The 26,754-nt window shown below is 64.8% G+C and carries 2 protein-coding genes (1 of these 2 running past the window's edge); both read left to right on the top strand.

Features of this window, described 5'->3' with window-relative positions; translation table 11 throughout:
• Positions 1-8,914 carry the 3' portion of an amino acid adenylation domain-containing protein gene (locus tag AC27VU_RS12940; RefSeq protein WP_488724206.1) on the top strand. The gene continues 4,100 nt to the left of window position 1, outside the view, so the window shows 8,914 of its 13,014 coding nt (coding positions 4,101-13,014); its start codon lies off the left edge, out of view; it ends in the stop codon at positions 8,912-8,914.
• A complete protein-coding gene (locus AC27VU_RS12935; protein WP_488724205.1) occupies positions 8,911-26,754 on the top strand; it encodes a non-ribosomal peptide synthase/polyketide synthase in 17,844 nt (5,947 codons plus the stop codon). The genes AC27VU_RS12940 and AC27VU_RS12935 overlap by 4 nt, the downstream gene beginning before the upstream one ends.

Genomic DNA, 26,754 nt, shown 5'->3' with positions numbered 1-26,754 from the left:
GTTCTTCCGCGACATGCTCGGCGACATCGACGAGCCGACCGTGGCCTTCGGTGTGCAGGATGTGCATGGCGATGGCAGCACGATCATTGACAGTGAGCAGGCGCTGGACGCCGGCGTGGCCGAGCGCTTGCGCGAGCAGGCGCGCAGGCTCGGCATCAGCGCGGCCAGTCTGGTGCATCAGGCCTGGGGTCAGGTGCTGGCGCAGGTTTCGGGGCGCGAAGAGGTGGTGTTCGGCACCGTGCTGCTCGGGCGCATGCAGGGCGGGGAGGGCGCCGATCGCGCACTCGGCATGTTCATCAATACCTTGCCGCTGCGGGTCAGTGTCGGCGCGACCGCGGTGCAGCAAGGCGTGCGCGCTACTCACGAACGTCTGGCGCAATTGCTGGCGCATGAGCAGGCCTCCCTGTCGCTGGCCCAGCGTTGCAGCGGTGTTGCCGCGTCGCTGCCGCTGTTTAGCAGCTTGCTCAACTATCGCCACAGTGCGGCGGAACCGGCAGGCGTGACCTGGGACGGGATCGAGATTCTCAGCTCGCGCGAGCGCAGCAACTATCCGCTGGTGGTCAGCGTCGATGACCTCGGCGCAGGTTTCCGCCTGAGCGTGCAGGCGGTGCCGCAAGTGGATGGCGCGCGGGTCTGCGATTACCTGCAGACCGCGCTGCACAACCTGCTGACCGCCCTCGAGCACAATCCGGCCACGCCGCTGCGGCAGATTTCGGTGATGTCGCCGAGCGAGCGGCAGCGGGTCCTGATCGGGTTCAACATCACCGGTCGCGACTACCCGCAGGCGCGGACCGTGCAGCGTTTGTTCGAGGCCCAGGCGGCCGCGCACCCCGAGGCATTGGCGGCGGTGCAAGGCACCCAGCAGTTGAGCTATGGCGAACTCAATCAGCGGGCCAATCGCCTGGCGCATCACCTGATCGGCCTTGGCGTGCAGCCCGATGATCGGGTCGCCCTGTGTGCCCGGCGCAGCCCGGACATGCTGGTCGCGTTGCTGGCGATCCTCAAGGCCGGCGCCGGTTATGTGCCGGTCGATCCGGCGTATCCGCCGGAACGCATCGCCTATCTGTTGCAGGACTGCGCCCCGGTGGCCGTCGTGGCGCAGGCATCGACCCGCGATCTGCTCGGTGGCGTGCCGGTCATTGATCTGGACAACGACCTCTGGCAGCACCTGTCGGATGCCAATCCGCAGGTGCTGGCATTGACGCCGAAGCATCTGGCTTACGTGATCTACACCTCCGGTTCCACCGGCCAACCGAAAGGGGTGATGGTCGAGCATGCGACCCTGGAAAACCTCGTGCACTGGCACGCTGAAGCCTTCGACTTGCAGGCCGGCAGCCAGACTGCGAGTGTCGCCGGCTTCGGGTTCGATGCGATGGCCTGGGAAGTCTGGCCAGCGCTGTGTGTCGGCGCCACTTTGCACCTGCCGCCGGCGTCGATCCGCAACGAGCACCTCGACGAGCTGCTCGACTGGTGGTGCGCGCAGCCGTTGCAGGTCAGCTTCTTGCCGACGCCGGTGGCCGAATACGCGTTCAGCCGGCAATTGCAGCACCCGACCTTGCGCACGTTGCTGATCGGTGGCGACCGACTGCGTCAGTTCAGTCGTCAGCAAACCTTCGCCGTGATCAACAACTATGGCCCGACCGAAGCGACGGTGGTCGCCACCTCGGGGCGGGTAGAGCTTGACCAGCCGTTGCATATCGGCCGTCCGATCGCCAATGCCAAAGTCTACGTGCTGGACGCTGAACAGCGCCCGGTGCCGGTGGGTGTGGCCGGCGAGTTGTATGTTGGCGGGGCGGGTGTGGCGCGCGGTTATCTGAATCGCCCGGAGCTGAGCGCTACGCAGTTTCTCTTCGATCCGTTCAGCGACGAGCCGCAGGCACGCATGTACCGCACCGGCGATCAGGCGCGTTGGCTGGCCGACGGCAACATCGAGTACCTGGGGCGCAACGACGATCAGGTCAAATTGCGTGGCGTGCGTATCGAACTCGGTGAAATCGAAGCCGCGCTCGGCAGCCACGCTGCGTTGCAGGAAGCGGTGGTGCTGGTCCGCGACGGGCGGCTGATTGCGTGGTTTACCGAGCGCACAGCGGTCGATATTCAACAGTTGCATACGCATTTACAGGCACGCTTGCCGGATGCGCTGCTGCCGGCGGCTTACGTGCGGCTGGACGCATTGCCGTTGACCGCCAACGGCAAGATCGACCGCAAGGCCTTGCCGGAACCGGAGCATGGCGCGTGGCTCAGTCGCGAGTATCAGGCCCCACAAGGGCCGGTCGAGATGGCGCTGGCGCAGATCTGGATCGACGTGCTGAAAGTCGAGCGGGTCGGGCGTCACGACAACTTCTTCGAACTGGGCGGGCATTCGCTGCTGGCGGTGAGCCTGATCGAACGCATGCGCCAGATCGACCTCGCGGCCGACGTTCGCGTGCTGTTCAATCAGCCGACCCTGGCCGCACTCGCCGCCGCCGTAGGCAGCGGTCGCGAAATCGAGGTGCCGGCCAACCGCATTCCGCCGGGCTGCACGCACATCACCCCGGACATGCTCAGCCTGACCGAACTCGATCAGGCCAGCATCGAGCGCATCGTCGCCACCGTGCCGGGCGGGGCCGCCAACGTGCAGGACATTTATCCGCTGGCACCGTTGCAGGAAGGCATTCTTTACCACCACCTGAGCGCCGAACAGGGCGATCCGTACTTGCTGCAATCGCGGCTGATCTTCGACAGCGTCGAGCGCCTGCGCACCTTCAGCCATGCCTTGCAGCAGGTCATCGAGCGCCACGACATTCTGCGCACCAGTGTGGTCTGGGAAGGGCTGGCGAGTCCGCAGCAAGTGGTCTGGCGTCAGGCGCCGCTGGTGGTGCAAGCGGTGCCTCTGGATCCGGCGCAGGGCGACGTCCTCGAGCAGTTGCACGCGCGGTTCGATGCCCGGCACAACCGCCTCGACCTGAGCCAGGCGCCGCTGATGCGCATCGTCTACGCCGAGGACCCGGCGCAGCAACGTGTGGTAGCGATCATCCTGTTCCAGCACTTGATTCTCGACCACACCGCCATGGAGGTGGTGGGCCAGGAAATGCGCGCGTTCATGTTCAATCAGGCCGACAGCCTCGGCACGCCGATGCCGTATCGCAACTACGTGGCGCAGGCGCGTATGGGTGCCAGCGAGCAGGAGCACGAAACGTTCTTCCGCGACATGCTCGGCGATATCGATGAACCGACCCTGCCGTTCGGTCTGCACGACGTGCAAGGCGATGGCGGCGACATCGAGGAGGCGCAGCAAGCCGTGGATGCCGGGTTGACCCTGCGCCTGCGTGAACAGGCGCGGCAGCTGGGTGTCAGTCCGGCGAGCCTGATGCACCTGGCCTGGGCGCAGGTGTTGGGCGTGCTTGCCAACCGCCGCGACGTGGTGTTCGGCACGGTGCTGTTGGGTCGCTTGCAGGGCGGCGAGGGCGCGGATCGCACCCTTGGTGTGTTCATCAATACCTTGCCGTTGCGGGTGGATGTCAGCGAAGGCGTGCGCGCTGCGGTCAAGACCACGCACGCACGACTGACGGCATTGCTCGCCCATGAACACGCGCCATTGGCGCTGGCCCAGCGCTGCAGCGCAGTATCCGGCGCGCCGCTGTTCAGCGCCTTGCTCAACTACCGGCATAGCGCCGCCGAGGCACAGCCGCGTGACGGTCAGGGCATCTGGGAAGGCGTGCAATTGCTCGGTGGCGAAGAGCGTAGCAACTATCCGCTGACCCTCAGCGTCGACGATCTCGGCGAAGACTTTTCCCTGTCGGTGCTGGCGTTGGCGCAGATCGGCGCGCAACGGATCTGCGGCTACATGCATACCGCGCTGGAACATCTGGTGCACGCACTGGAGCAGACGCCACAGCGTGCGCTCAACCGTTTGCCGATTCTTTCGGTGGAGGAATACGAGCGCTTGCTGGTCGGATTCAACCCGACCGCGGCGGCGTATCCGCGCGGTGCAACGATTCAGGCGCTGGTGCAAGCGCAGGCCGAGCAGCAGCCGCAGGCATTGGCGGTGGTGCAAGGCTCGCAGCAACTGACCTATGCGCAACTCAATCAGCAGGCCAATCGCCTGGCCCATCACTTGCTCGGCCTCGGCGTGCAGCCGGACGACCGGATTGCCGTGTGCCTGCAACGCGGCCCGCAGATGCTGGTGGCGCTGCTGGCGATTCTCAAGGCCGGCGCCGGTTATGTGCCGGTCGATCCGGCGTACCCGGCCGAACGCATCGCCTACCTGTTGCAGGACAGCGATCCGGTGGCGGTGCTGGCGCAGGGCTCGACCCGCGAGCTGCTGGGCCGGGTGCCGGTGATCGATCTGGACAACGCCCTCTGGCAACACCTGCCGGCTACCAATCCGCAACTGCCGACCCTGACCCCGGCGCATCTGGCCTACGTGATCTACACCTCGGGTTCGACCGGTCAGCCGAAAGGCGTGATGGTCGAACACGCAACCCTGGAAAACCTTGTGCACTGGCACTGCGAGGCGTTCGATCTGCGTGCCGGCAGCCACACCGCGAGCGTCGCCGGTTGCGGTTTCGACGCGATGGCCTGGGAAGTCTGGCCGGCGCTGTGTGTTGGCGCGACCCTGCATCTGCCGCCGCCGTCGATCAGCAACGAACACCTGGATGAACTGCTCGACTGGTGGCGCGCGCAACCGTTGCAGGTGAGCTTCCTGCCGACGCCGATTGCCGAATACGCCTTCAGTCGTGAGTTGGGTCATCCGACTTTGCGCACGCTGCTGATCGGCGGCGACAAGTTGCGGCAGTTCTCGCGTGAGCAGACATTCGACGTCATCAACAACTACGGCCCGACCGAGGCCACGGTGGTCGCCACCTCCGGACAGGTCAATGTCGGGCAGTTGCTGCACATCGGCCGGCCCATCAGCAACGCCCGGATCTACCTGCTCGATGAACAGCAGCGTCCGGTGCCGGTTGGCGTGGCGGGTGAGTTGTACGTCGGTGGCGCGGGTGTCGCCCGTGGTTATCTGAACCGTCCCGAGCTGACCGCCGAACGCTTCCTCGAAGACCCGTTCAGTGACGAGCCACAGGCGCGCATGTACCGCACCGGCGACCTCGCGCGCTGGTTGGCCGACGGCAATATCGAGTACCTGGGGCGTAACGACGATCAGGTCAAACTGCGCGGCGTGCGGGTGGAACTGGGTGAAATCGAAGCCGCGCTGTCCAGCCATCCGGCAGTGCAGGACGCGGTGGTGCTGGTGCGTGAGGCGCGGTTGATCGCCTGGTTTACTGCTCGCACAACAGTCGATATCGAGGCTCTGCGCGCGCATCTGCAAGCGCGCCTGCCGCAGGCGCTGGTGCCGGCAGCTTACGTGCGGCTTGAGGCGCTGCCGCTGACCGCCAACGGCAAACTCGACCGCAAGGCCTTGCCCGAACCGGATCAGGACGCCTGGCTCAGCCGCGAATACGCCGCGCCGCAAGGGCCGGTGGAAAACGCGCTGGCGCAGGTATGGGCCGAGGTGCTGCAAGTCGAACAGGTCGGGCGTCACGACAACTTCTTCGAACTGGGCGGGCATTCGCTGCTGGCGGTGACCCTGATCGAGCGCATGCGTCAGCTCGGCCTGAGCACCGACGTGCGCGTGCTGTTCAGCCAGCCAACCCTCGCCGCACTGGCCGCCGCCGTCGGCAGTGGTCGCGAAGTTGCGGTGCCGGCCAACCTGATTGCGCCCGGTTGCACGCGCATTACCCCGGATCTGCTACCGCTTGTACAACTGGATCAGGCCAGCATCGAGCGCATCGTCGCCACGGTGCCAGGCGGGGCCGCCAATGTGCAGGACATCTATCCGCTGGCGCCGTTGCAGGAAGGCATTCTTTACCACCACCTGAGCGCCGGGCAGGGCGATCCATACCTGCTGCAATCGCGGCTGGCATTCGACAGCCTTGAACGCTTGCACGCCTTTGCCGCCGCGCTGCGCCAGGTCATGACACGTCACGATATTCTGCGCACCGGAGTGGTCTGGGAAGGGTTGGCGACGCCGGTGCAAGTGGTCTGGCGCGAAGCTGAGTTGCCGCTGCAGGAAGTCGCACTCGACCCGGCCGCCGGTGACGTACTCGCGCAATTGTTTGAGCGTTTCGACGCCCGGCATTTCCGCATCGACCTCAGTCAGGCGCCGCTGATTCGCCTGGTGTATGCGCAAGATCCGGCCAACGACCGGGTGGTCGCCATGCTGCTGTTCCATCACATCGCCATGGATCACACGGCGCTGGAAGTGGTGCAGCAGGAACTGCAGGCGCTGCTCTTCGGTCACGGCGAAGCCCTGATCCCCGCCGTGCCGTATCGCAATTACGTGGCGCAGACCCGGCTGGGTGTCAGCGAGCAGGAGCACGAAGCATTCTTCCGCGCGATGCTCGGCGAGATCGACGAACCGACGCTGCCGTTCGGTCTGCTCGATGTGCACGGTGACGGCCATGACATCGAAGAAGTCCGGCAGCGCGTGCCCGACGACTTGGCGCGGCGCTTGCGCAGCCAGGCGCGGCAGATGGGCGTGAGTGTCGCGAGCCTGTTTCATCTGGCGTTTGCCCAAGTATTGGCGGCGACCTCCGGGCATGACCGCGTGGTATTCGGCACCGTGCTGCTGGGGCGGATGCAGGGCGGTACCGGCGCCGATCGCGGCCTCGGGATGTTCATCAACACGCTGCCGCTGCGGGTGGATCTGGGCGATGTTTCGGTGCGTGCCGGGGTGCGCGCCACCCATGCGCAACTGACCGCATTGCTCGGCCATGAACATGCGTCACTGGCATTGGCCCAGCGTTGCAGCGGGGTGGCGGCGCCGTCGCCGCTGTTCAGCGCCATGCTCAACTACCGGCACAGCGTCAGCGAGGAACAGTTGCAGGCCAATCGCCTGGCCTGGCAAGGCATCGAAAACCTCTCCAGCGAAGAGCGCACCAACTATCCGCTGAGCTTCAACGTCGATGACCTGGGTCAGGGCTTTGACCTCACGGCCATGACCCCTGCGCAGATTGGCGCGGCGCGGGTGTGTGGCTACATGCAGCAGGCGTTGGCGGGGCTAGTCGAGGCGCTGGAGCAGACACCGCAGCAGGCCTTGAACCGCCTGCCGGTGCTGGCGGATGCCGAGCGCCAGCAGTTGCTGTTCGGCCTCAATGCCACGCAGGTCGATTACAACCTCGATCAGACCATTCATGGTTTGTTCGAGGCGCAAGTGGCGCGCACGCCGCAGGCGCCAGCGGTGGTCGCGAGCGAGCAGCAACTGAGCTACGCCGAACTCAATGCCCGGGCCAATCAACTGGCGCGGAACCTGCGTGAATTGGGTGTAGGGCCGGATTCGCGGGTGGCGATCTGCGTCGAGCGTGGTCTGGACATGGTGGTCGGGCTGCTGGCGATCCTCAAGGCTGGCGGCGGTTACGTGCCGCTGGATCCGGCGTATCCGCTGGAGCGTCTGGCCTACATGCTCGAGGACAGCGCGCCGCTGGCGGTGCTGGTGCAGGGTTCGACGCGTTCGTTGCTCGGCGAAGTCTCAGTGCCGGTGATCGATCTGGATCAGCCGCACTGGCAGTCGCTGCCAGCGGAAAACCTGCAGGCCACTGAGCTGACCCCGAATCACACCGCCTACGTGATCTACACCTCCGGTTCCACTGGCCAACCGAAAGGCGTGATCAACGAACACGCCGGGGTGGTCAACCGTTTGCTGTGGATGCAGGACGCCTATCAACTCACCGCCAGCGACACGGTGTTGCAGAAGACCCCGTTCAGCTTCGACGTCTCGGTCTGGGAGTTCTTCTGGCCGCTGATGACCGGCGCACGTCTGGTCATGGCCCGGCCCGAGGGGCACAAGGATCCGCAGTACCTCAGCGAAATCATCGAACGCGAACAGATCACCACGCTGCACTTTGTTCCGTCGATGCTCGATGTGTTCCTCGCTCATGCTGACACCGCACGCTGCAGCAGCCTGCGGCAAGTCATGTGCAGCGGCGAAGCGTTGCCGGGCAGCGTGGTACGGCGCTTCAAGCAGCAACTGCCGGCCAGCCAATTGCACAACCTCTACGGCCCGACCGAGGCTGCGGTGGACGTGACCGCGTGGAACTGCGCCGGGCCGCTGGAACAAACGCCAGACAACACGCCGATCGGCAAACCGATCGCCAACACCCGGATGTACATCCTCGATGCCCAGCAGCAACCGGTGCCGCACGGCGTGGTCGGCGAGTTGTACATCGGTGGTGTGCAGGTGGCGCGTGGTTATCTGAATCGCCCGGAACTGAATGCCGAGCGCTTCCTCAACGATCCGTTCTACAGCAATGGACGGATGTACCGCACCGGCGACGTCGCCCGCTATCTGCCGGACGGCAATATCGAATACCTGGGCCGCAACGACGATCAGGTGAAGATCCGTGGCCTGCGCATCGAACTCGGCGAGATTCAGGCACGCCTGACCCAGATCGACGGCATTCAGGAAGCCGCCGTACTGGCCCGTGAAGATGCATCCGGCGACAAGCGTCTGGTGGCGTACTACACCGGGGCACGCCTGGAAATCGACGTGCTGCGCAGCCATTTGCTGGAGCACCTGCCGGACTACATGGTGCCCGCGCTGTTCGTGCATCTCGATGCATTGCCGCTGAGCCCCAACGGCAAACTCGACCGCAAGGCGCTGCCGGCCCCGGATCAGGCCGCATTGCCAGTGCGCGAATACGAAGCCCCGGTGGGCGAGGTGGAAATCACCCTCGCACGGCTCTGGGCCGAGTTGCTCAACGTCGAGCGGGTAGGGCGCCACGATCATTTCTTTGAACTGGGTGGTCACTCGCTGCTGGCGGTCAGTCTGATCGGCCGGCTGCGTCAGGAAGGCATGGAAGCCGATGTCAGGTCGCTGTTCGAACATCCGACCCTGGCCGGCTACGCCGCAATTACCGAACGAATGGAGATCGTCCTGTGAACGTGATCGAACTGTTGGCCACATTGAAGGCTAAAGATATCCAGCTGGCGGTCGCGGACGACCAATTGCGGGTCAATGGCAACAAACAGGCGTTGAATGACCCGGCGTTGCTGGCGCTGTTGCGCGAGCACAAACCGGCGCTGATCGAACTGATCAAGGCCGGGCAGTACTCGGCCAGCAAGCACGGTCAGGTCGAAGTGCCGGCCAACGGCATCGTCCCGGGCAGCACGCACATCACCCCGGCGATGCTGACGCTGGTCGAGCTCGACCAAGCGACCATTGACCACCTCGTCGCACAAGTCCCCGGCGGCGCCGCCAACGTGCAGGACATCTACCCGCTGGCGCCGTTGCAGGAAGGCATCCTGTATCACCACGTCAGTGGCGGTGACGGCGATCCGTATGTCATGCAATCGCATTTCGCCTTTGCCAGCCGTGAGCGTTTTCAGGCGTTCGCCCAGGCCCTGCAAAGCGTGATCGATCGCCATGACATTCTGCGCACCGCTGTTCATTGGGCGGGGCTGGACGCGCCGGTGCAGGTGGTCTGGCGTCGGGCCGAACTGCCGGTGGAAGAAGTGACGCTGCCAGATGCCGCCAGCGACGTTTTGGCGTATCTGCACGAGCGCTTCGACGCCCGGCACTTCCGCCTCGACGTCACCCAGGCGCCGCTGATGCGTCTGGCCCACGCCTGGGATGAAGCCGGGCAACGGGTGATCGCCACGCTGTTGTTTCATCACATGGCGCTCGACCACTCGGCGCTCGACGTGGTGCGCCACGAAATGCGCGCGTGCCTCACCGGGCAAAGTGAACTGCTCGGGCGCCCGGTGCCGTTTCGCAACTACGTGGCGCAGGCGCGTCTGGGCGTCAGCGAAGCCGAGCACGAGGCGTTTTTCCGCGAGATGCTCAGCGATATCGACGAGCCGACGCTGCCTTATGGTCTGCAGGATGTGCAGGGTGACGGCAGTGAAATCGTCGAACTCAGCGTGCCGGTGCCAACGTTATTGGGCCAGCGTCTGCGGGCGCAGGCGCGAACCCTTGGCGTGAGTGTTGCGAGCCTGTTCCACCTCGGCTGGGCGCAGGTACTGGCCGCGCTGACCGGCAAGCAGCAAGTGGTGTTTGGCACCGTGCTGATGGGCCGCATGCAGGGCGCCGAAGCGATTGACCGGGCGCTGGGAATTTTCATCAACACCTTGCCGTTGCGGGTGAATATCGACGGGCAGGATGTGCGCGCGGCGGTCAACGCCACCCACGCACGGTTGACCACGCTGATGCGTCACGAACACGCACCGCTGGCCCTGGCTCAGCGCTGCAGCCACGTGGTGGCGCCGACCCCGCTGTTCAGCACACTGCTCAATTATCGTCACAGCCACAACGTGGCCACTGCCAGCGCCGAAACCCTCGTGGCGTGGCAGGGCATCACCACCCTGCACTCAGAAGAGCGCACCAACTATCCGCTGACGATGAGTGTCGATGACCTCGGTGACGGTTTCAGCCTGACCCTGCTGGCCAGCACCCAGACCGATCCACAGCGCATCTGCGATTACCTGCACTGCGCGCTGGAAAACCTGCTGCTCGCTTTGGAGCAGGCGCCGCAGACACCGGTCAACCAACTGCCGATCCTGCCGGCGGCGGAGCTTGCGCAGGTACTGCTCGACTTCAATGCCACCCAGGTGGATTTCCCGACTGCACAGACCATCCAGCAACGTTTCGAGGCGCAGGTGGCCGAACGGCCGGACGCGCTGGCGGCAGTGTTTGCCGATGCGCAATTGACTTACGCCGAACTCAATCAGCAGGCCAACGCCTTGGCGCAGCACCTGATCGGCTTGGGCGTGAAACCGGATGATCGCGTGGCGATCGTCGCCCGCCGCGGGCTGGACACCCTGGTCGGGCTGGTGGCGATCCTCAAGGCCGGCGCCGGTTACGTGCCGATTGATCCGGCGCATCCGGCCGAGCGTTTGAACTACCTGCTCGACGACAGCGCGCCAGTCGCCGTACTGACCCAAAGTCATCTGCGCGAGCGACTGCCGGCGCTAAGCGTGCCGGTGCTTGACCTCGACCGCCGCACTTGGCCGCTGACTGCCACACAAAACCCGCAGGTAGCGGGCCTGAGCACCGCAAATCTGGCCTACGTGATCTACACCTCCGGCTCCACCGGCCTGCCCAAAGGGGTGATGGTCGAGCATCACACCTTGAGCAATCTGGTCGACTGGCACTGCACCGCGTTCGACCTGTGCGCCGGACGTCACACCTCAAGCCTCGCCGGTTTCGGCTTCGATGCGATGGCTTGGGAGGTCTGGCCGGCGTTGTGTGCGGGCGCGACCCTGCATCTGGCGCCGACCCACGAGGGCGGCGAGGACATCGATGCCTTGCTCGCGTGGTGGTGCGCGCAGCCGCTGGACGTGAGCTTCCTGCCGACGCCGGTGGCCGAATACGCCTTCAGCCAGAACCTCGAACACCCGACCCTGCGCACGTTGCTGATCGGCGGCGACCGCTTGCGTCAGTTCAATCGCAACCAGCATTTCGACGTGATCAACAACTACGGGCCGACCGAGGCCACGGTGGTCGCGACTTCAGGTCTGGTGCAAAGCGGCGATGCGCTGCACATCGGTAAACCGGTAAGCAATGCCACGGTGTACCTGCTCGACGAACAGCAGCGCCCGGTGCCGCTTGGCGTGGCGGGCGAGTTGTACGTTGGCGGTGCCGGGGTCGCCCGTGGCTACCTGAATCGCCCGGACATGACCGCCGAGCGCTTTCTGCGTGACCCGTTCAGCAACGTGCCGAACGCACGGATGTACCGCACCGGCGACCTTGCACGCTGGCGCGAGGACGGCAACATCGAGTACCTGGGGCGCAACGACGATCAGGTGAAAATCCGTGGCGTGCGCATCGAGCTGGGCGAGATCGAAACCTGCCTCAACCAGTTGCCGGGGATTCAGGAAGCGGTGCTGCTGGCCCGCGAAGATCAACCCGGTCAGCCGCGACTGGTGGCCTACTTCACCGAGCAGGCGCAGGTCGAAGCACTGCCGGTGGGCGAGTTGCGCGCGCAACTGCTCAGCCGTTTGCCGGAATACATGGTGCCGACGGCGTTCGTCAAACTTGCCGCGCTGCCGCTGACCGCCAATGGCAAGGTCGACCGCAAGGCCTTGCCGGCGCCGGATCTGGCGGCGCTGTTCACTCGCGAGTACGCGGCGCCCGAAGGCGAGGTGGAAACCGCGCTGGCGCAGATCTGGGCCGACGTGCTGCAGGTCGAGCGGGTCGGGCGGCAGGATCACTTTTTTGAACTCGGCGGGCATTCGTTGCTGGCGATGCGCATGGTCTCGCAAGTGCGCCAGCGCCTGGGTGTCGAGCTGGCGCTGAGCGATCTGTTCGCCAATGCCGAACTGGCGGCGGTCGCGTCAGTGCTCAGCGAGGCCGGGCGCTGTGCGCAACCGCAGATCGTGCCGGTCCCGCGTGACGGCGCGTTGCCGCTGTCGTTCGCCCAGCAACGCCTGTGGTTCCTCGCGCAAATGGAAGGCGCCAATACCGCCTACAACATTCCCGTGGCCCTGCGGCTGCGTGGCCGTCTCGACGATGCGGCGCTGCAACGCGCGCTGGCACGGATCGTCGCCCGCCACGAAACCCTGCGCAGCCGCTTCGCCCAATTCAACGATGAAGCGCAGGTGCTGATTGCCCCGGTGGACACCGGTCTGCTGCTGCGGGTCGAAGACCTGCGCCAGCACCCGCAACCTGAGGAAACCCTACAGGCGCTGATTCAGGGCGAAGCTTCGGGGCCGTTCGACTTGCAGGACGATCCGTTGATTCGTGGGCGACTGGTACGCCTGGCGGACGATCACCATGTGCTGTTGCTGACCCTGCACCACATCATCTCCGACGGCTGGTCGATGGGTGTTTTGACCCGCGAACTGATGGCGCTGTATCAGGCGTTCAGTCATGGCCAGCCGGATCCGCTGCCGCCCCTGGCGCTGCAATACACCGACTACGCGGTATGGCAACGGCGCTGGCTCAGCGGCGAAGTGCTGCAACGTCAGAGCGAATACTGGCAACAGACCCTCGCTGGCGCCCCGGCACTGCTGATGCTGCCGACCGATCGCCCGCGCCCGGCGCAGCAGGACTATGCCGGCAGCAGCGTTGCCGTCGTGCTCGACGAACGCTTGAGCGCCGGGCTCAAAGCCTTGGGTCAGCGTCACGGCGTGACCCTGTACATGACGCTGATGAGTGCCTGGGCGATGCTGCTCAGCCGCTTGTCCGGGCAGGCTGAAGTGGTGATCGGTTCGCCAGTGGCCAACCGCACCCGCGCCGAAATCGAAGGCCTGATCGGCATGTTCGTCAACACCCTGGCGCTGCGCATCGACACCTCGGGCGAGCTGAGCGTCGAAGCACTGCTGGCGCGGGTCAAGGCGCAAACCCTGCAAGCGCAGGCGCATCAGGATCTACCGTTCGAGCAAGTGGTGGAAATCACCCGGCCGGTGCGCAGCCTGGCGCACAGCCCGTTGTTCCAGACCTTGCTCAGTTGGGATGGCCTCGAAAGCCCGGCGCTGGCCCTCGGTGAACTGACGCTGGAAGGCGTGGCCGAGCCGAGCCACTTTGCCAAGTTCGACCTGTCGCTGAGCCTCAGTGAGTCCAACGGCAGCATTCGCGGTGCGCTGGAATACGCCACGGCGTTGTTCGACCAGAGCACGGTCGAGCGCTTCACCGGTTACTTCCTGCGCCTGTTGCAGGCGATGGTCACCAACGATCAGGCAGTGCTGGAACACGCGCCGCTGCTGGCGCAGGAAGAACAGCAGCGCTTGCTGGTCGAGTTCAATGCCACGCAGGTCGATTACAACCTCGATCAGACCATTCATGGCTTGTTTGAAGCGCAAGTGGCGCGTTCGCCGCAGGCCATCGCCCTGCAAAGTGAGGCGCAGCGCCTGAGCTTTGCCGAACTCAATGCCCGGGCCAATCAACTCGCGCGGCACCTGCGTGAATTGGGTGTAGGGCCGGATGCGCGGGTGGCGATCTGCGTCGAACGCGGTCTGGACATGGTGGTCGGGCTGCTGGCGATTCTCAAGGCCGGCGGCGGGTATGTGCCGCTGGACCCGGCGTATCCGCTGGAGCGTCTGGCTTACATGCTCGAGGACAGCGCGCCGCTGGCGGTGCTGGTGCAGGGTTCGACGCGTTCGTTGCTCGGCGAAGTCGCAGTGCCGCTGATCGACCTGGATCAGCCGCATTGGCAAGCGCTGCCGACAGACAATCTATCGCTCGCTGAGTTGACTCCGCAGCACACCGCCTACGTGATCTACACCTCCGGTTCCACCGGCCAGCCGAAAGGCGTGATCAACGAACACAGCGGGGTGGTCAACCGCTTGCTGTGGATGCAAGACGCCTATCAACTGACCTCCAGCGACACGGTGTTGCAGAAAACCCCGTTCAGTTTTGACGTCTCGGTATGGGAGTTCTTCTGGCCGTTGATGACCGGCGCCCGATTGGTCATGGCCCGACCTGAGGGGCACAAGGACCCGCAGTACCTCAGCGAAATCATCGAACGCGAGCACATCACCACGCTGCACTTCGTACCGTCGATGCTTGATGTGTTCCTCGCCCATGCTGACACCGCACGCTGCAGCAGCCTGCGGCAAGTCATGTGCAGCGGCGAAGCCCTGCCGGGCAGCGTGGTACGGCGCTTCAAGCAGCAAGTGCCGGGCAGTCAATTGCACAACCTCTACGGCCCGACCGAGGCCGCAGTGGACGTAACGGCGTGGAATTGCGCCGGGCCGCTGGAGCAAACGCCGGACAACACGCCGATCGGCAAACCGATCGCCAACACCCGGATGTACATCCTCGATGCTCAGCAGCAACCGGTGCCGCATGGCGTGGTTGGTGAGTTGTACATCGGTGGCGTGCAGGTGGCGCGCGGTTATTTGAACCGTCCGCAACTGAACGCCGAACGCTTCCTCAACGACCCGTTCCAGAGTAATGGGCGGATGTACCGCACCGGCGACGTCGCCCGCTATCTGCCGGACGGCAACATTGAATACCTCGGCCGTAACGATGATCAGGTGAAGATCCGTGGCCTGCGTATCGAACTCGGTGAAATCCAGGCACGCCTGACCCAGATCGATGGCGTGCAGGAAGCCGCTGTACTGGCCCGCGAGGACGTGCCGGGCGACAAGCGTCTGGTCGCTTACTACACCGGCGCACCGCTGGAAGTCGAAACGCTGCGCAGCCATCTGCTGGAAAACTTGCCGGACTACATGGTGCCCGCACTGTTCGTGCATCTCGATGCATTGCCGCTGAGCCCTAACGGCAAACTTGACCGCAAGGCGCTGCCGGCCCCCGATCTGGCGGCGCAGACCGCCCGTGAATACGAAGCACCGGTCGGCGAAGTGGAAATCGTCCTCGCGCAGCTCTGGGCGGAACTGCTCAAGGTTGAGCGGGTAGGGCGCCATGACCATTTCTTTGAACTCGGCGGCCACTCGCTGCTGGCAGTGAATCTGGTGGCACGGATGCGTCGTGCCGGTCTGACCGCCGACATCCGCGTGCTGTTCAACCAGCCGACCCTGGCTGCCCTGGCCGCTGCCGTGGGTGGCGAGCCCGAGGCCGAAGTCGCGGCCAACCTGATCACTGCGAACTGCACGCGCATCACTCCCGAGTTGCTGCCACTGGTGGCGCTCGATCAGTCGAGCATCGACCGCATCGTCGCCAGCATCCCCGGCGGCGTGGCCAACGTGCAGGACATTTACCCGCTGGCGCCGTTGCAGACGGGGATCCTGTTCCATCACCTGTCCGCCGCGCAGGGCGATCCGTATGTGTTGCAGGCGCAGTTTGCATTTGCCGATGAGCAACGCCTGAACAGCTTCACTCAGGCCTTGCAGAACGTAATCCAGCGCCACGACATTCTGCGCACTTCGCTGTTCTGGGACGGACTGCAAGACCCGGTGCAAGTGGTCTGGCGTGAGGCGCCGCTGGCGTGCGAAGGCCTGGAACTGCATGACGCGGACGGCGATGTACTGGAGCAGTTGCGCCAGCGCTTCGACGCTGCGCAATACCGCATGGCCGTCAATCAGGCGCCGCTGATGCGCGTGGTACACGCGCGGGATGCAGCCAATCAACGTGTGGTGGCGTTGTTGCTGTTCCATCACCTGGTGATGGACCATGTGGCACTGGAGGTGCTGCAACACGAAATGCAGGCGTTCCTCAGCGGCCAGCCGCGACGTCTGGCCGAGCCGGTGCCGTATCGCAATTACGTGGCGCACAGCCGTGGCGCAATCAGTGATCAGGCGCATGAAGCGTTCTTCCGCGAAATGCTCGGTGACATCAGCGAACCGAGCGCGCCGTACGGCCAGCAGAGCATTGCCGAGGGCCACGCCGCAGAAGCACGACGGGTACTCGACCTCGATCTGAGTCAGCGCGTCAGGGCCAAGGCCCGGCGTCTGGGGATCAGCGCCGCGAGCCTGATGCATCTGGCCTGGGCGCAGGTGCTGGGAAAACTCTCCGGGCGTGACGCGGTGGTGTTCGGCACCGTGTTGCTGGGGCGGTTGCAGGCGGGCGAGGGCGCCGAGCGCGCGCTGGGGGTGTTCATCAACACCTTGCCGCTGCGCGTCGATCTCGGGCAACGCTCGGCGCAGGAAGCCGCGCTCGCCACCCACCAACAGTTGAACGCGCTGCTGCAACATGAGCATGCGCAATTGGCACTGGCCCAGCGTTGCAGTGGTATGCCCGCCGGCACGCCGTTGTTCAGCACGCTGTTCAACTATCGCCACAGCGCCGCTGCCGGCACGCCTTCCCCGGAGGCGGCGAACGCGTGGCAAGGCATGCAGCTGCTCAATACCCAGGAGCACACCAATTACCAGTTGAGCGTGAGTGTCGATGACCTCGGCGAAGGTTTCGGCTTCACCGCACTGGCTGCCCCCGGCATTGATCCCGCACGCATCTGCGAGTACCTGCAGCGAGCGGTGAGCAACCTGCTGCAGGCACTGGAGCAGACACCGCAAGTGAGCGTTGACCAGGTGTCGATCCTGGCGCCGGACGAACGCCGGCAATTGCTGGTCGAGTTCAACACCACCGAGCGGGAATACCCGCGTGCGCTGACCGTGCACGCATTGTTCGAAAGGCAAGTGGCGGCAGATGCGCACGCCATCGCGGTTGTGCATGGCGGGCAAACCTCGAGTTATGGCGATTTGAATGATCGGGCCAACCGCTTGGCCCACTACCTGATCGCTCAAGGTGTACAGCCGGGCGCTCATGTGGCGATCCTGTTGCCGCGCTCGCTGGAGCTGCTGGTGGCGCAACTGGCGATTGCCAAGTGCGCGGCGGCCTATGTGCCGCTGGACATCAACGCGCCGAGTGAGCGTCAGGCGTTCATGCTCGAGGACAGCCGCGCCGTGGCGTTGCTGACACTCAGCAGTGAAGCCATCGACTACGCCGTGCCGCGCATCGACCTCGACCGGCTCAAGCTCAGCGATCAGCCGACGTACAATCCGAATCTGGCGCAAAGCTCGGACGCGCTGGCGTACATCATGTACACCTCCGGTTCCACCGGTACGCCGAAGGGTGTGATGGTGCCGCACCGTGGCATCGCTCGCCTGGTGCTGAACAACGGTTACGCCGATTTCAACCCGCAGGATCGCGTGGCGTTTGCCTCCAACCCGGCGTTCGACGCCAGCACCATGGACATCTGGGGGCCACTGCTCAACGGCGGGCGCGTGGTGGTAATCGATCACCAGACCCTGCTTGATCCGCACGCGCTCGCTCGTGAATTGAGCGCCAGCGGCGCGACAATCCTGTTTGTCACCACGGCGCTGTTCAACCAGTACGTGCAACTGATTCCGCAGGCCTTGAAAGGCTTGCGCATGGTTTTGTGCGGCGGTGAACGCGGCGATCCGGCAAGCTTCCGCCGCTTGCGGGCCGAGGCGCCACAGTTGCGCATCGTGCATTGCTACGGCCCGACCGAAACCACCACGTACGCCACCACGTTTGAAGTGCACGAAGTGGCGGAAAATGCCGAAAGCGTGCCGATTGGCGGGCCGATCTCCAACACCCAGGTGTATGTACTCGACGCGCACCAGCAGCCGGTGCCGATGGGCGTGACCGGCGAGTTGTACATCGGCGGGCAGGGCGTGGCCCTCGGTTACTTGAACCGTGCCGATCTGACGGCGGAAAAATTCCTGCCCGATCCGTTCAGCGACCGTCCTGGCGCGTTGCTCTACCGGACTGGCGACCTCGTGCGCTGGCTGGCGCCGGGGCAGCTCGATTGCATCGGGCGCAATGACGATCAGGTGAAAATCCGTGGTTTCCGCATCGAACTCGGTGAGATCGAAAATCGTCTGCTGGGCTATCCGGGGATCAACGAAGCGGTGGTGCTCGCCCGGCGCGATGGTCAGGAACCGCTGCGGCTGGTGGCCTACTACACCGCGCACGACGGCGCGCTGGAACTGGCCGACCTGCGTGAGCATTTGCAGGCGCAGTTGCCGGAATACATGGTGCCGAGTGCCTGGGTGCAGCTCGATGCCTTGCCGCTGAACAACAACGGCAAGGTCGATCGCAAAGCCTTGCCCGAACCAGATGCTGCGGCGTTGTTCACCCGTGAATACGTTGCGCCGCAAGGTGAACTGGAAACTGCGCTGGCGCAGATCTGGGCCGAGACCCTGCAAGTCGAACAGATCGGCCGCCATGACCACTTCTTCGAACTCGGCGGGCATTCGTTGCTGGCGATGCGCATGCTGTCGCAGGTGCGTCAGCGTCTGGGCGTCGAATTGCCCCTGAGCGAGTTGTTTGCTGATCCGCATCTCAGCGCGGTGGCCGAAGTGCTGAACCGCGCCGGGCGCAGCACGCTGCCGGAGATCGTCGCGGCGGCGCCTGATCAAGCGCTGCCACTGTCCTTCGCCCAGCAGCGCCTGTGGTTCCTCGCGCAAATGGACGGCGGCAACTCGGCGTACAACATTCCGCTTGGCCTGCGCCTGCGCGGGCAACTCGATGGCGAAGCGCTGCAACGCGCATTGGCGCAGATCGTAGCGCGGCACGCCACCCTGCGCAGCCGTTTCGTCAGCATCGACGATCAGGCGCAGGTGGTGATTGCGCCGGTCGATAGCGGTCTGCTGTTGCCGATTGAAGACCTGCGCCAAGACCCGCAGGCCGAAGCCAGCGTGCAGGCGCTGCTCGCGCAGGAAGCCGCGACAGCCTTCGATCTACAACGCGATCCACTGATTCGCGGACGCCTGATACGTCTGGCCGACGAGCACCATGTGCTGTTGCTGACCGTGCATCACATCGTCGCTGACGGTTGGTCGATGGGCGTGCTCACCCGTGAGCTGATGGCGCTGTATCAGGCCTTCAGTCACGGTCAGCCGGATCCATTGCCTCCGTTGACGCTGCAATACGGCGACTACGTCGTGTGGCAACGGCGCTGGCTCAGCGGCGAGGTGCTGCAGCGGCAAAGCGATTACTGGCAGCAGACCCTCGACGGCGCACCGGCCTTGCTGACCCTGCCCACCGACCGTCCGCGTCCGCCACAGCAGGACTTTGCCGGCAGCAGCGTCGAAGTACGGCTGGATGAGCGTCTGAGCGCCGGGCTCAAAGCCTTGAGTCAGCGTCACGGCGTGACCCTGTTCATGACCCTGATGAGTGCCTGGTCGCTACTGTTGAGTCGTCTGTCCGGGCAGTCCGACGTGGTGATCGGCTCGCCGGTGGCCAACCGCACTCGGGCCGAGATCGAAGGCCTGATCGGCATGTTCGTCAACACCCTGGCGCTGCGCATCGACACCTCGGGTGAACCGAGCGTGGCCACGCTGCTGGCGCGGGTCAAGGCGCGCACGCTGGAGGCGCAGGCGCATCAGGATCTGCCGTTCGAGCAAGTGGTGGAAATCGCCCGGCCGGCGCGCAGTCTGGCGCACAGCCCGTTGTTCCAGAGCACGCTGAGCTGGGACAGCAGCGTCGGGCCGAACCTGGCGCTGGGCGATCTGAATCTTGAAGGGGTGGCCGCGCCGGGCCGGGTGGCCAAGTTCGACCTGACTTTGACCCTGGGTGAGGTCAACGGGGTGATTCGCGGTTCGCTGGAATACGCTACGGCGTTGTTCGATCAAGCGACCGTCGAGCGTTACGTCGGCTACTTGCAGCGCCTGCTGGCGGCGATGGTCAACGATGAGCAGACAGTCCTGGAGCGGGTGCAATTGCTCGCCGAGTCTGAGCGTCAGCGCTTGCTCTACGACTTCAACGCCACGGCGCGCGAATACCCGCAAACGCTGACCGTGCACGGGATTTTCCAGCAGCAGGCAGCGGCGCATCCGAAGGCAGTGGCGGCGGTGCATGGCGAGCATTCGCTGAGCTACTTTGAGCTGAATGCCCAGGCCAACCGTCTGGCGCATCACTTGATCAGCCAAGGCGTGCAGCCGGGCGACCACGTGGCGATTCTGCTGCCGCGCTCGCTGGAGCTGCTGGTGGCGCAACTGGCGATTGCCAAGTGCGCGGCGGCCTATGTGCCGCTGGACATCAATGCCCCGAGCGAGCGTCAGGCCTTCATGGTCGAGGATTGTCAGACCGCGGCATTGCTGACCCTCAGCCGTGAAGACATCGACTACGCTGCGCCACGCATCGACCTTGACCGCTTGATCCTCAGCGGCCAACCGACGCACAACCCGAACCTGCTGCAATCCTCGGAGTCGCTGGCGTACATCATGTACACCTCCGGCTCCACGGGCACCCCGAAAGGCGTGATGGTCCCGCACCGCGCCATCGGCCGCCTGGTGCTGAACAACGGTTACGCCGATTTCAACCCGCAGGACCGCGTGGTGTTCGCCTCCAACCCGGCGTTCGACGCCAGCACCATGGACATCTGGGGGCCGCTGCTCAACGGCGGGCGGGTGCTGGTGATCGATCATCAGACCCTGCTTGATCCAAACGCATTCGGCCGTGAGTTGAGCGCCTCTGGGGCGACCGTGCTGTTCGTCACCACGGCGCTGTTCAACCAATACGTGCAACTGATTCCGCAGGCGCTCAAAGGCTTGCGCATTCTGCTGTGTGGCGGTGAGCGCGGCGACCCGGCAGCGTTCCGTCGACTGCTGGCCGAGGCGCCGGCGCTGCGCATCGTGCATTGCTACGGCCCGACCGAAACCACCACTTACGCCACCACCTTCGAAGTGCGTGAAGTGGCGGAAAACGCCGAGAGCGTGCCGATTGGCGGGCCGATCTCCAACACCCAGGTGTATGTGCTCGACGCGCATCAGCAACCGGTGCCGATGGGCGTGACCGGCGAGTTGTACATCGGCGGGCAGGGCGTGGCGCTGGGTTACCTGAACCGCGCCGATCTGACCGCCGAGAAGTTCCTGCGCGATCCGTTCAGCGAGCAGCCGGGCGCGCTGCTGTATCGCACCGGCGATCTCGCACGCTGGCTGGCGCCGGGGCAGCTCGATTGCATCGGGCGCAATGACGATCAGGTGAAGATTCGTGGTTTCCGTATCGAACTGGGCGAAATCGAAAACCGCCTGCTCAACTGCCAGGGGATCAAGGAAGCGGTGGTGCTGGCGCGCCGCGATGGTCAGGACATCACGCGTCTGGTGGCGTATTACACCGCGCACGCCGGCCGTCTGGACAGTGCCGATCTGCACGCGCAGTTGCTGGCGCGACTGCCGGAATACATGGTGCCGAGCGCGTGGGTGCAACTGGATGTGCTGCCGTTGAACAACAACGGCAAGGTCGACCGCAAGGCGCTGCCGGTGCCGACGCAGGCAGCGATGCTCAGTCGGGTGTATGTCGCGCCGATCTCGGCGCTGGAACAACATTTGGCGCGGATCTGGGCTGGCTTGTTGCAGCTCGAACAGGTCGGTCGTCACGACAACTTCTTCGAACTGGGCGGGCATTCGTTGCTGGCAATGCGCATGCTGTCGCAGGTGCGCCAGCAACTAGGCGTCGAGCTGACACTCGCCGAGCTGTTCGCCAACCCCGAGCTGGCCGCTGTCGCCGAGGTGCTGAGCCGGGCGGGGCGCAGCACCTTGCCGGAGATTTTGCCGGCGCCCCGCGATCAGCTATTGCCGCTGTCTTTCGCCCAGCAACGCCTGTGGTTCCTGGCGCAGATGGACAGCGGCAACAGCGCCTACAACATCCCGGTCGGTCTGCGCTTGCGCGGTCGGCTGGATGAAGATGCGCTGCAACGGGCACTGGCACGCATCGTCGCGCGTCACGAAACCCTGCGCAGCCGCTTCAGCCAGATCGACGATCAGCCGCAGGTGCGGATTCTGCCGGCGGACACCGGTCTGTTGCTGCCGGTAGAAGACCTACGCCGGCACCCGCAGACTGATAACGCCTTGCGCGGCCTGATCGAGGAGCAGGCCTGCGCATCCTTCAATCTGCAGCACGATGCGCTGCTGCGCGGACGTCTGGTGCGTCTGGCGGATGATCATCATGTGCTGTTGCTGACGCTGCACCACATCATCGCCGATGGTTGGTCGATGGGCGTGCTGACCCGCGAGCTGGCCGCGTTGTATCAAGCGTTCAGCCGTGGCGAAGACGATCCGCTGCCGCCGCTGGCGCTGCAATACACCGACTACGCGGTGTGGCAGCGGCGCTGGCTCAGTGGCGAGGTGCTGCAGCGCCAGAGCGATTACTGGCAGCAGACCCTGGCCGGCGCGCCAGCCCTGCTGACCCTGCCCACTGACCGTCCGCGTCCGCCACAGCAGGACTATTCCGGCAGCCGCGTCGACCTGCTGCTCGATGAACACTTGAGCGCCGGTTTGAAAGCCTTGTGTCAGCGTCGCGCGGTGACGCCGTACATGGTGATCATGAGCGCATGGGCGATGTTGCTCAGCCGCTTGTCCGGGCAGAGCGACGTAGTGATTGGTTCGCCAGTGGCCAACCGCACCCGCGCCGAGATCGAAGGCCTGATCGGCATGTTCGTCAACACCCTGGCGCTGCGCATCGATACCTCGGGCGAGCCGAGCGGTGAGACGCTGCTGGCGCGGGTCAAGGCGCAGACTCTGGACGCTCAGGCGCATCAGGATCTGCCGTTCGAACAAGTGGTGGACATCAGCAAACCAGTCCGCAGTCTGTCGCACAGCGCGTTGTTCCAGACCATGCTCAGTTGGGACAACAACGACGGTCCGAGCCTGACCCTCGGCGACCTGACCCTGGAAGGCGTGGCCGGCGAAAGTCACTTTGTGAAATTCGACCTGTCGCTGAGCCTCGGCGATTCGCCCGACGGGATTCGCGGTTCGCTACGCTACGCCACGGCCTTGTTCGATGAGTCGACGGTGCAGCGTTTTGTCGGCTACTTCCAGCGGCTGCTGGCGGCACTGGTCAACGACGATCAGGCCGTGCTTGCGCAAGTGCCGTTGCTGGACCGGCAGGAGCAGCAGCGCTTGCTCATCGACTTCAATGCCAGCGAGGTCGAGTGCCCACTGGAGCAACCACTGCATGGCTTGTTCGAAGCGCAAGTGCGGCGCAAACCGGACGCTGTCGCGCTGCAATCCGCGCAAGGAAACCTGACCTACCGCGAGCTCAATCAGCGTGCTAACCGTTTGGCCCAGCACCTGCGCGAACTCGGTGTGCAGCCGGATGCGCGGGTGGCGATCTGCGTCGAGCGTGGGCTGGATCTGGTGGTCGGTCTGCTCGGCATTCTCAAGGCCGGTGGTGCGTATGTGCCGCTGGATCCGGGGTATCCGGCAGAGCGTCTGGCTTACATGCTCAAGGACAGCGCGCCGACTGCGGTGCTGGTGCAGACCGCTACTCGCGGGTTGTTCGATGAAGCGGCCGCCACGGTGATCGACCTTGACCGCAGTACCTGGCAACACCTGCCGGATCACGATTCGCCAGTGCCGGGCCTCAGCGCCTCGAACCTCGCCTACATGATCTACACCTCCGGTTCTACCGGGCTGCCGAAGGGCGTGATGATCGAGCATCGCAGCGCCTGCAACATGGTGCATTGGGGTTCGCAGATTTCGCCGCCGACCGAACACGGCGCGCTGCTGCAAAAAGCGCCGTTCAGCTTCGACAGTTCGGTGTGGGAGATCTTCTGGCCGCTGTGTTCCGGGATGCGCCTGGTGCTGGCACGGCCGGACGGCAACCGCGATTCGGCCTATGTGGTGCAGACCATTCGCGAGCAGCAGGTGACGGTGGTCAAGTTCGTGCCGGCGCTATTGCAGCAGTTTATCGAGCAGGACGGTGTCGAGCAGTGCACCAGCCTGACCGATGTGCTTAACGGTGGCGGTGAACTCAGTGCAGCGCTGGCGCGCCAGGTGCGCGATCGCCTGCCGTGGGTGCGGTTGCACAACGTTTATGGACCGACTGAAACCACGGTGGACAGCACGGGCTGGACGCTGGAGCCAGACATGCCGGTGCCGGACAACGTGGTGCCAATCGGCACAGCACTGAGCAACACGCGGCTGTACGTGCTTGATGCATACGGTCAACCAGTGCCACAAGGCGTCAGCGGTGAGTTGCACATCGGCGGCGTCGGCGTGGCGCGCGGTTATCACGGTTTGCCGGAAATGCAGGCCGAGCGCTTCATCGACAGCCCGTTTGTGGCGGGTGATCGCCTGTACCGCACGGGAGATCTGGCGCGCTACAACAATCACGGCGAGCTGGAATTCCTCGGCCGCAACGACTTCCAGATCAAGCTGCGTGGCTTGCGCCTGGAGCCGGGGGAAATCGAGGCACGGCTGATCGAACATCCGGCGATTCGCCAAGCGGTGGTGATGGTGCGTGATGAGCGTCTGGTGGCCTGGTACACCGTGCGTTCCGGCGTAGAAGCACCGAGTCTGGAGGCCTTGCGCGCGCATGTGCTGGAGCGTCTGCCGGAGTACATGGTGCCGGGTGCGTTCGTGTTGCTCGACGCCTTGCCGCTGACGCCGAACGACAAGATCGACCGTAAAGCCCTGCCGGAACCGGGAGCGGACGCCGTGATCAACCGCCCATACGTGGCGCCACAGGGTGAAGTCGAAACCGCGCTGGCGCAGATCTGGGGTGAAGTCCTCGGCGTCGAACAGGTCGGTCGCCATGACAACTTCTTCGAACTGGGCGGGCATTCGTTGCTGGCGGTGAAGCTGGTCAATCTGATGCAACGGGCCGGACTGCAACTGTCGCTGGCCGAATTGTTCCAGCATCCGAGCGTCGAGTCTGCCGCTGCGCTGCTCAGTCAGGGCGAGGCGCTCAGTCAGCCTGAAGGGCTGATCGTGGTGCGTGCCGGGACACACGGTACGCCGCTGTTCCTGATGCACGAATTCAGCGGCAGGGACGTGTATTTCCCGACGCTGGCCCAGCACATCGGTGGCGAGTTCCCGATTTACGGCCTGCCCGGCGTGCCGTTGGGTCAAGCGCAATTGCGCACGCTGGAGTGCATGGCGCAGCGCATGGTCGGGATCATCCGCGCCGTGCAGGCACATGGGCCGTATCGATTGGCAGGCTGGTCGTTCGGCGGGGTGCTGGCGCATGAGGTCGCGCAGCAATTGCTCGGCCTCGATGAGCCGGTGGAATTCATCGGCATGCTCGACAGCTACGCGCCAAACCCGCTCGCCCAGGACAAGGCGCTGTGGAGCGGCGAGGGCCTCGACAAGCGCCAGTTGCTTGGCCATTGCCGTGGCCGTTCGCTGATGCTCGGTGCCGAAAGCGAGGCAGCACTGGCGGCGGTGCAAGCGCTGGAAGCGCAAGTCGAACAACTGGATTTCCCCGAGCTGTTCAAGCGCTGCCAGGCACAGCAACTGACCGATCCGGAACTGGCGGCGGTCAGCGCGACGGACGCCTGGCATTACTTTGATCGCGAAGCGGCGCATCGCCTGGCGCTGGCGCATTACCGGGTCAGCCCGGCGAGCCAGACGATCCATCTGTTCCGTGCACAGGAGTTGATGGACGGCCAGTCGCTGCCGAGCCCGACGCGCGGCTGGGAAGAGCGCTTCGATATTGGCTTGCTGCACTGCATCGACATCCCCGGCGATCACCGGACCATGATGAAGCACCCGCACATCCAGGCACTCGGCCAGGCCATTACCCAGGCGCTGGAAACCCTGGTGACGCCGGAGCCGACGCTGTATCAACCGCTGCTGACGATTCAGACCGGGCAGCCGGGGCATGCGCCGATTTTCTGTGTGCCGGGGGCGGGTGACAGTGTCACCGGGTTCATTCACCTGACCGAGGCGATCGGCCCGGAATGGCCGATCATCGGTCTGCAACCGCGTGGGCTGGACGGCGTCAGTGTGCCGCACAGCGCGGTCGAAGCCGCTGCCGCGTTCTACCTGCAGGCCATCGAGCAGATTCACCCGCAAGGGCCGCTGCACCTGATCGGCCATTCGTTCGGCGGCTGGGTCGCGCACGCCATGGCCGCGCAGTTGCAAGCGGTCGGGCGCGAGGTGGCATCGCTGACGTTGATCGACAGCGAGGCACCCGGTGGTGACGGCACGGCGGGCAAGCCGTACACGGCCACTGCCGCGCTGCAACGGTTGATCGACACCCTGCAACTGTCCTGTGGCAAATCGCTGGGCATCGATCCTGCGACCTTCGCCAACGCCGACGACACCACGCAACTGCGCCTGCTGCACGAAGGCATGGTGCGTGCCGGGGTGTTGTCGGAGCGGGCGGCGCCGAACGCGATGCACGGCCCGGTGCGGACCTTCGCCAGCGCCTTGCGCACGGTCTATCAACCGCGCCTGGCCTACACCGGGCCGGTGCGGCTGGTGCTGGTCGATGACCCGACGCTGGACGAGTGGGGCAATCAGCGCGAACAGGCGGCGGTGCTTGCAGGCTGGCAGCGGCAGGTCAGCGATCTGGCGGTGTGGTACGGGCCGGGCAACCACTTCACGATTCTCAAGGCGCCCAACGTCTTCAGTTTCGCCGCGTGGTGGCATGACGGTCTGTCGCTGGCGGTCGGCGAAGTGCTGTCCTGA

Source organism: Pseudomonas sp. 14P5.3.2, from assembly GCF_057799175.1.
This window is presented reverse-complemented; position numbering and strand designations above follow the sequence as displayed.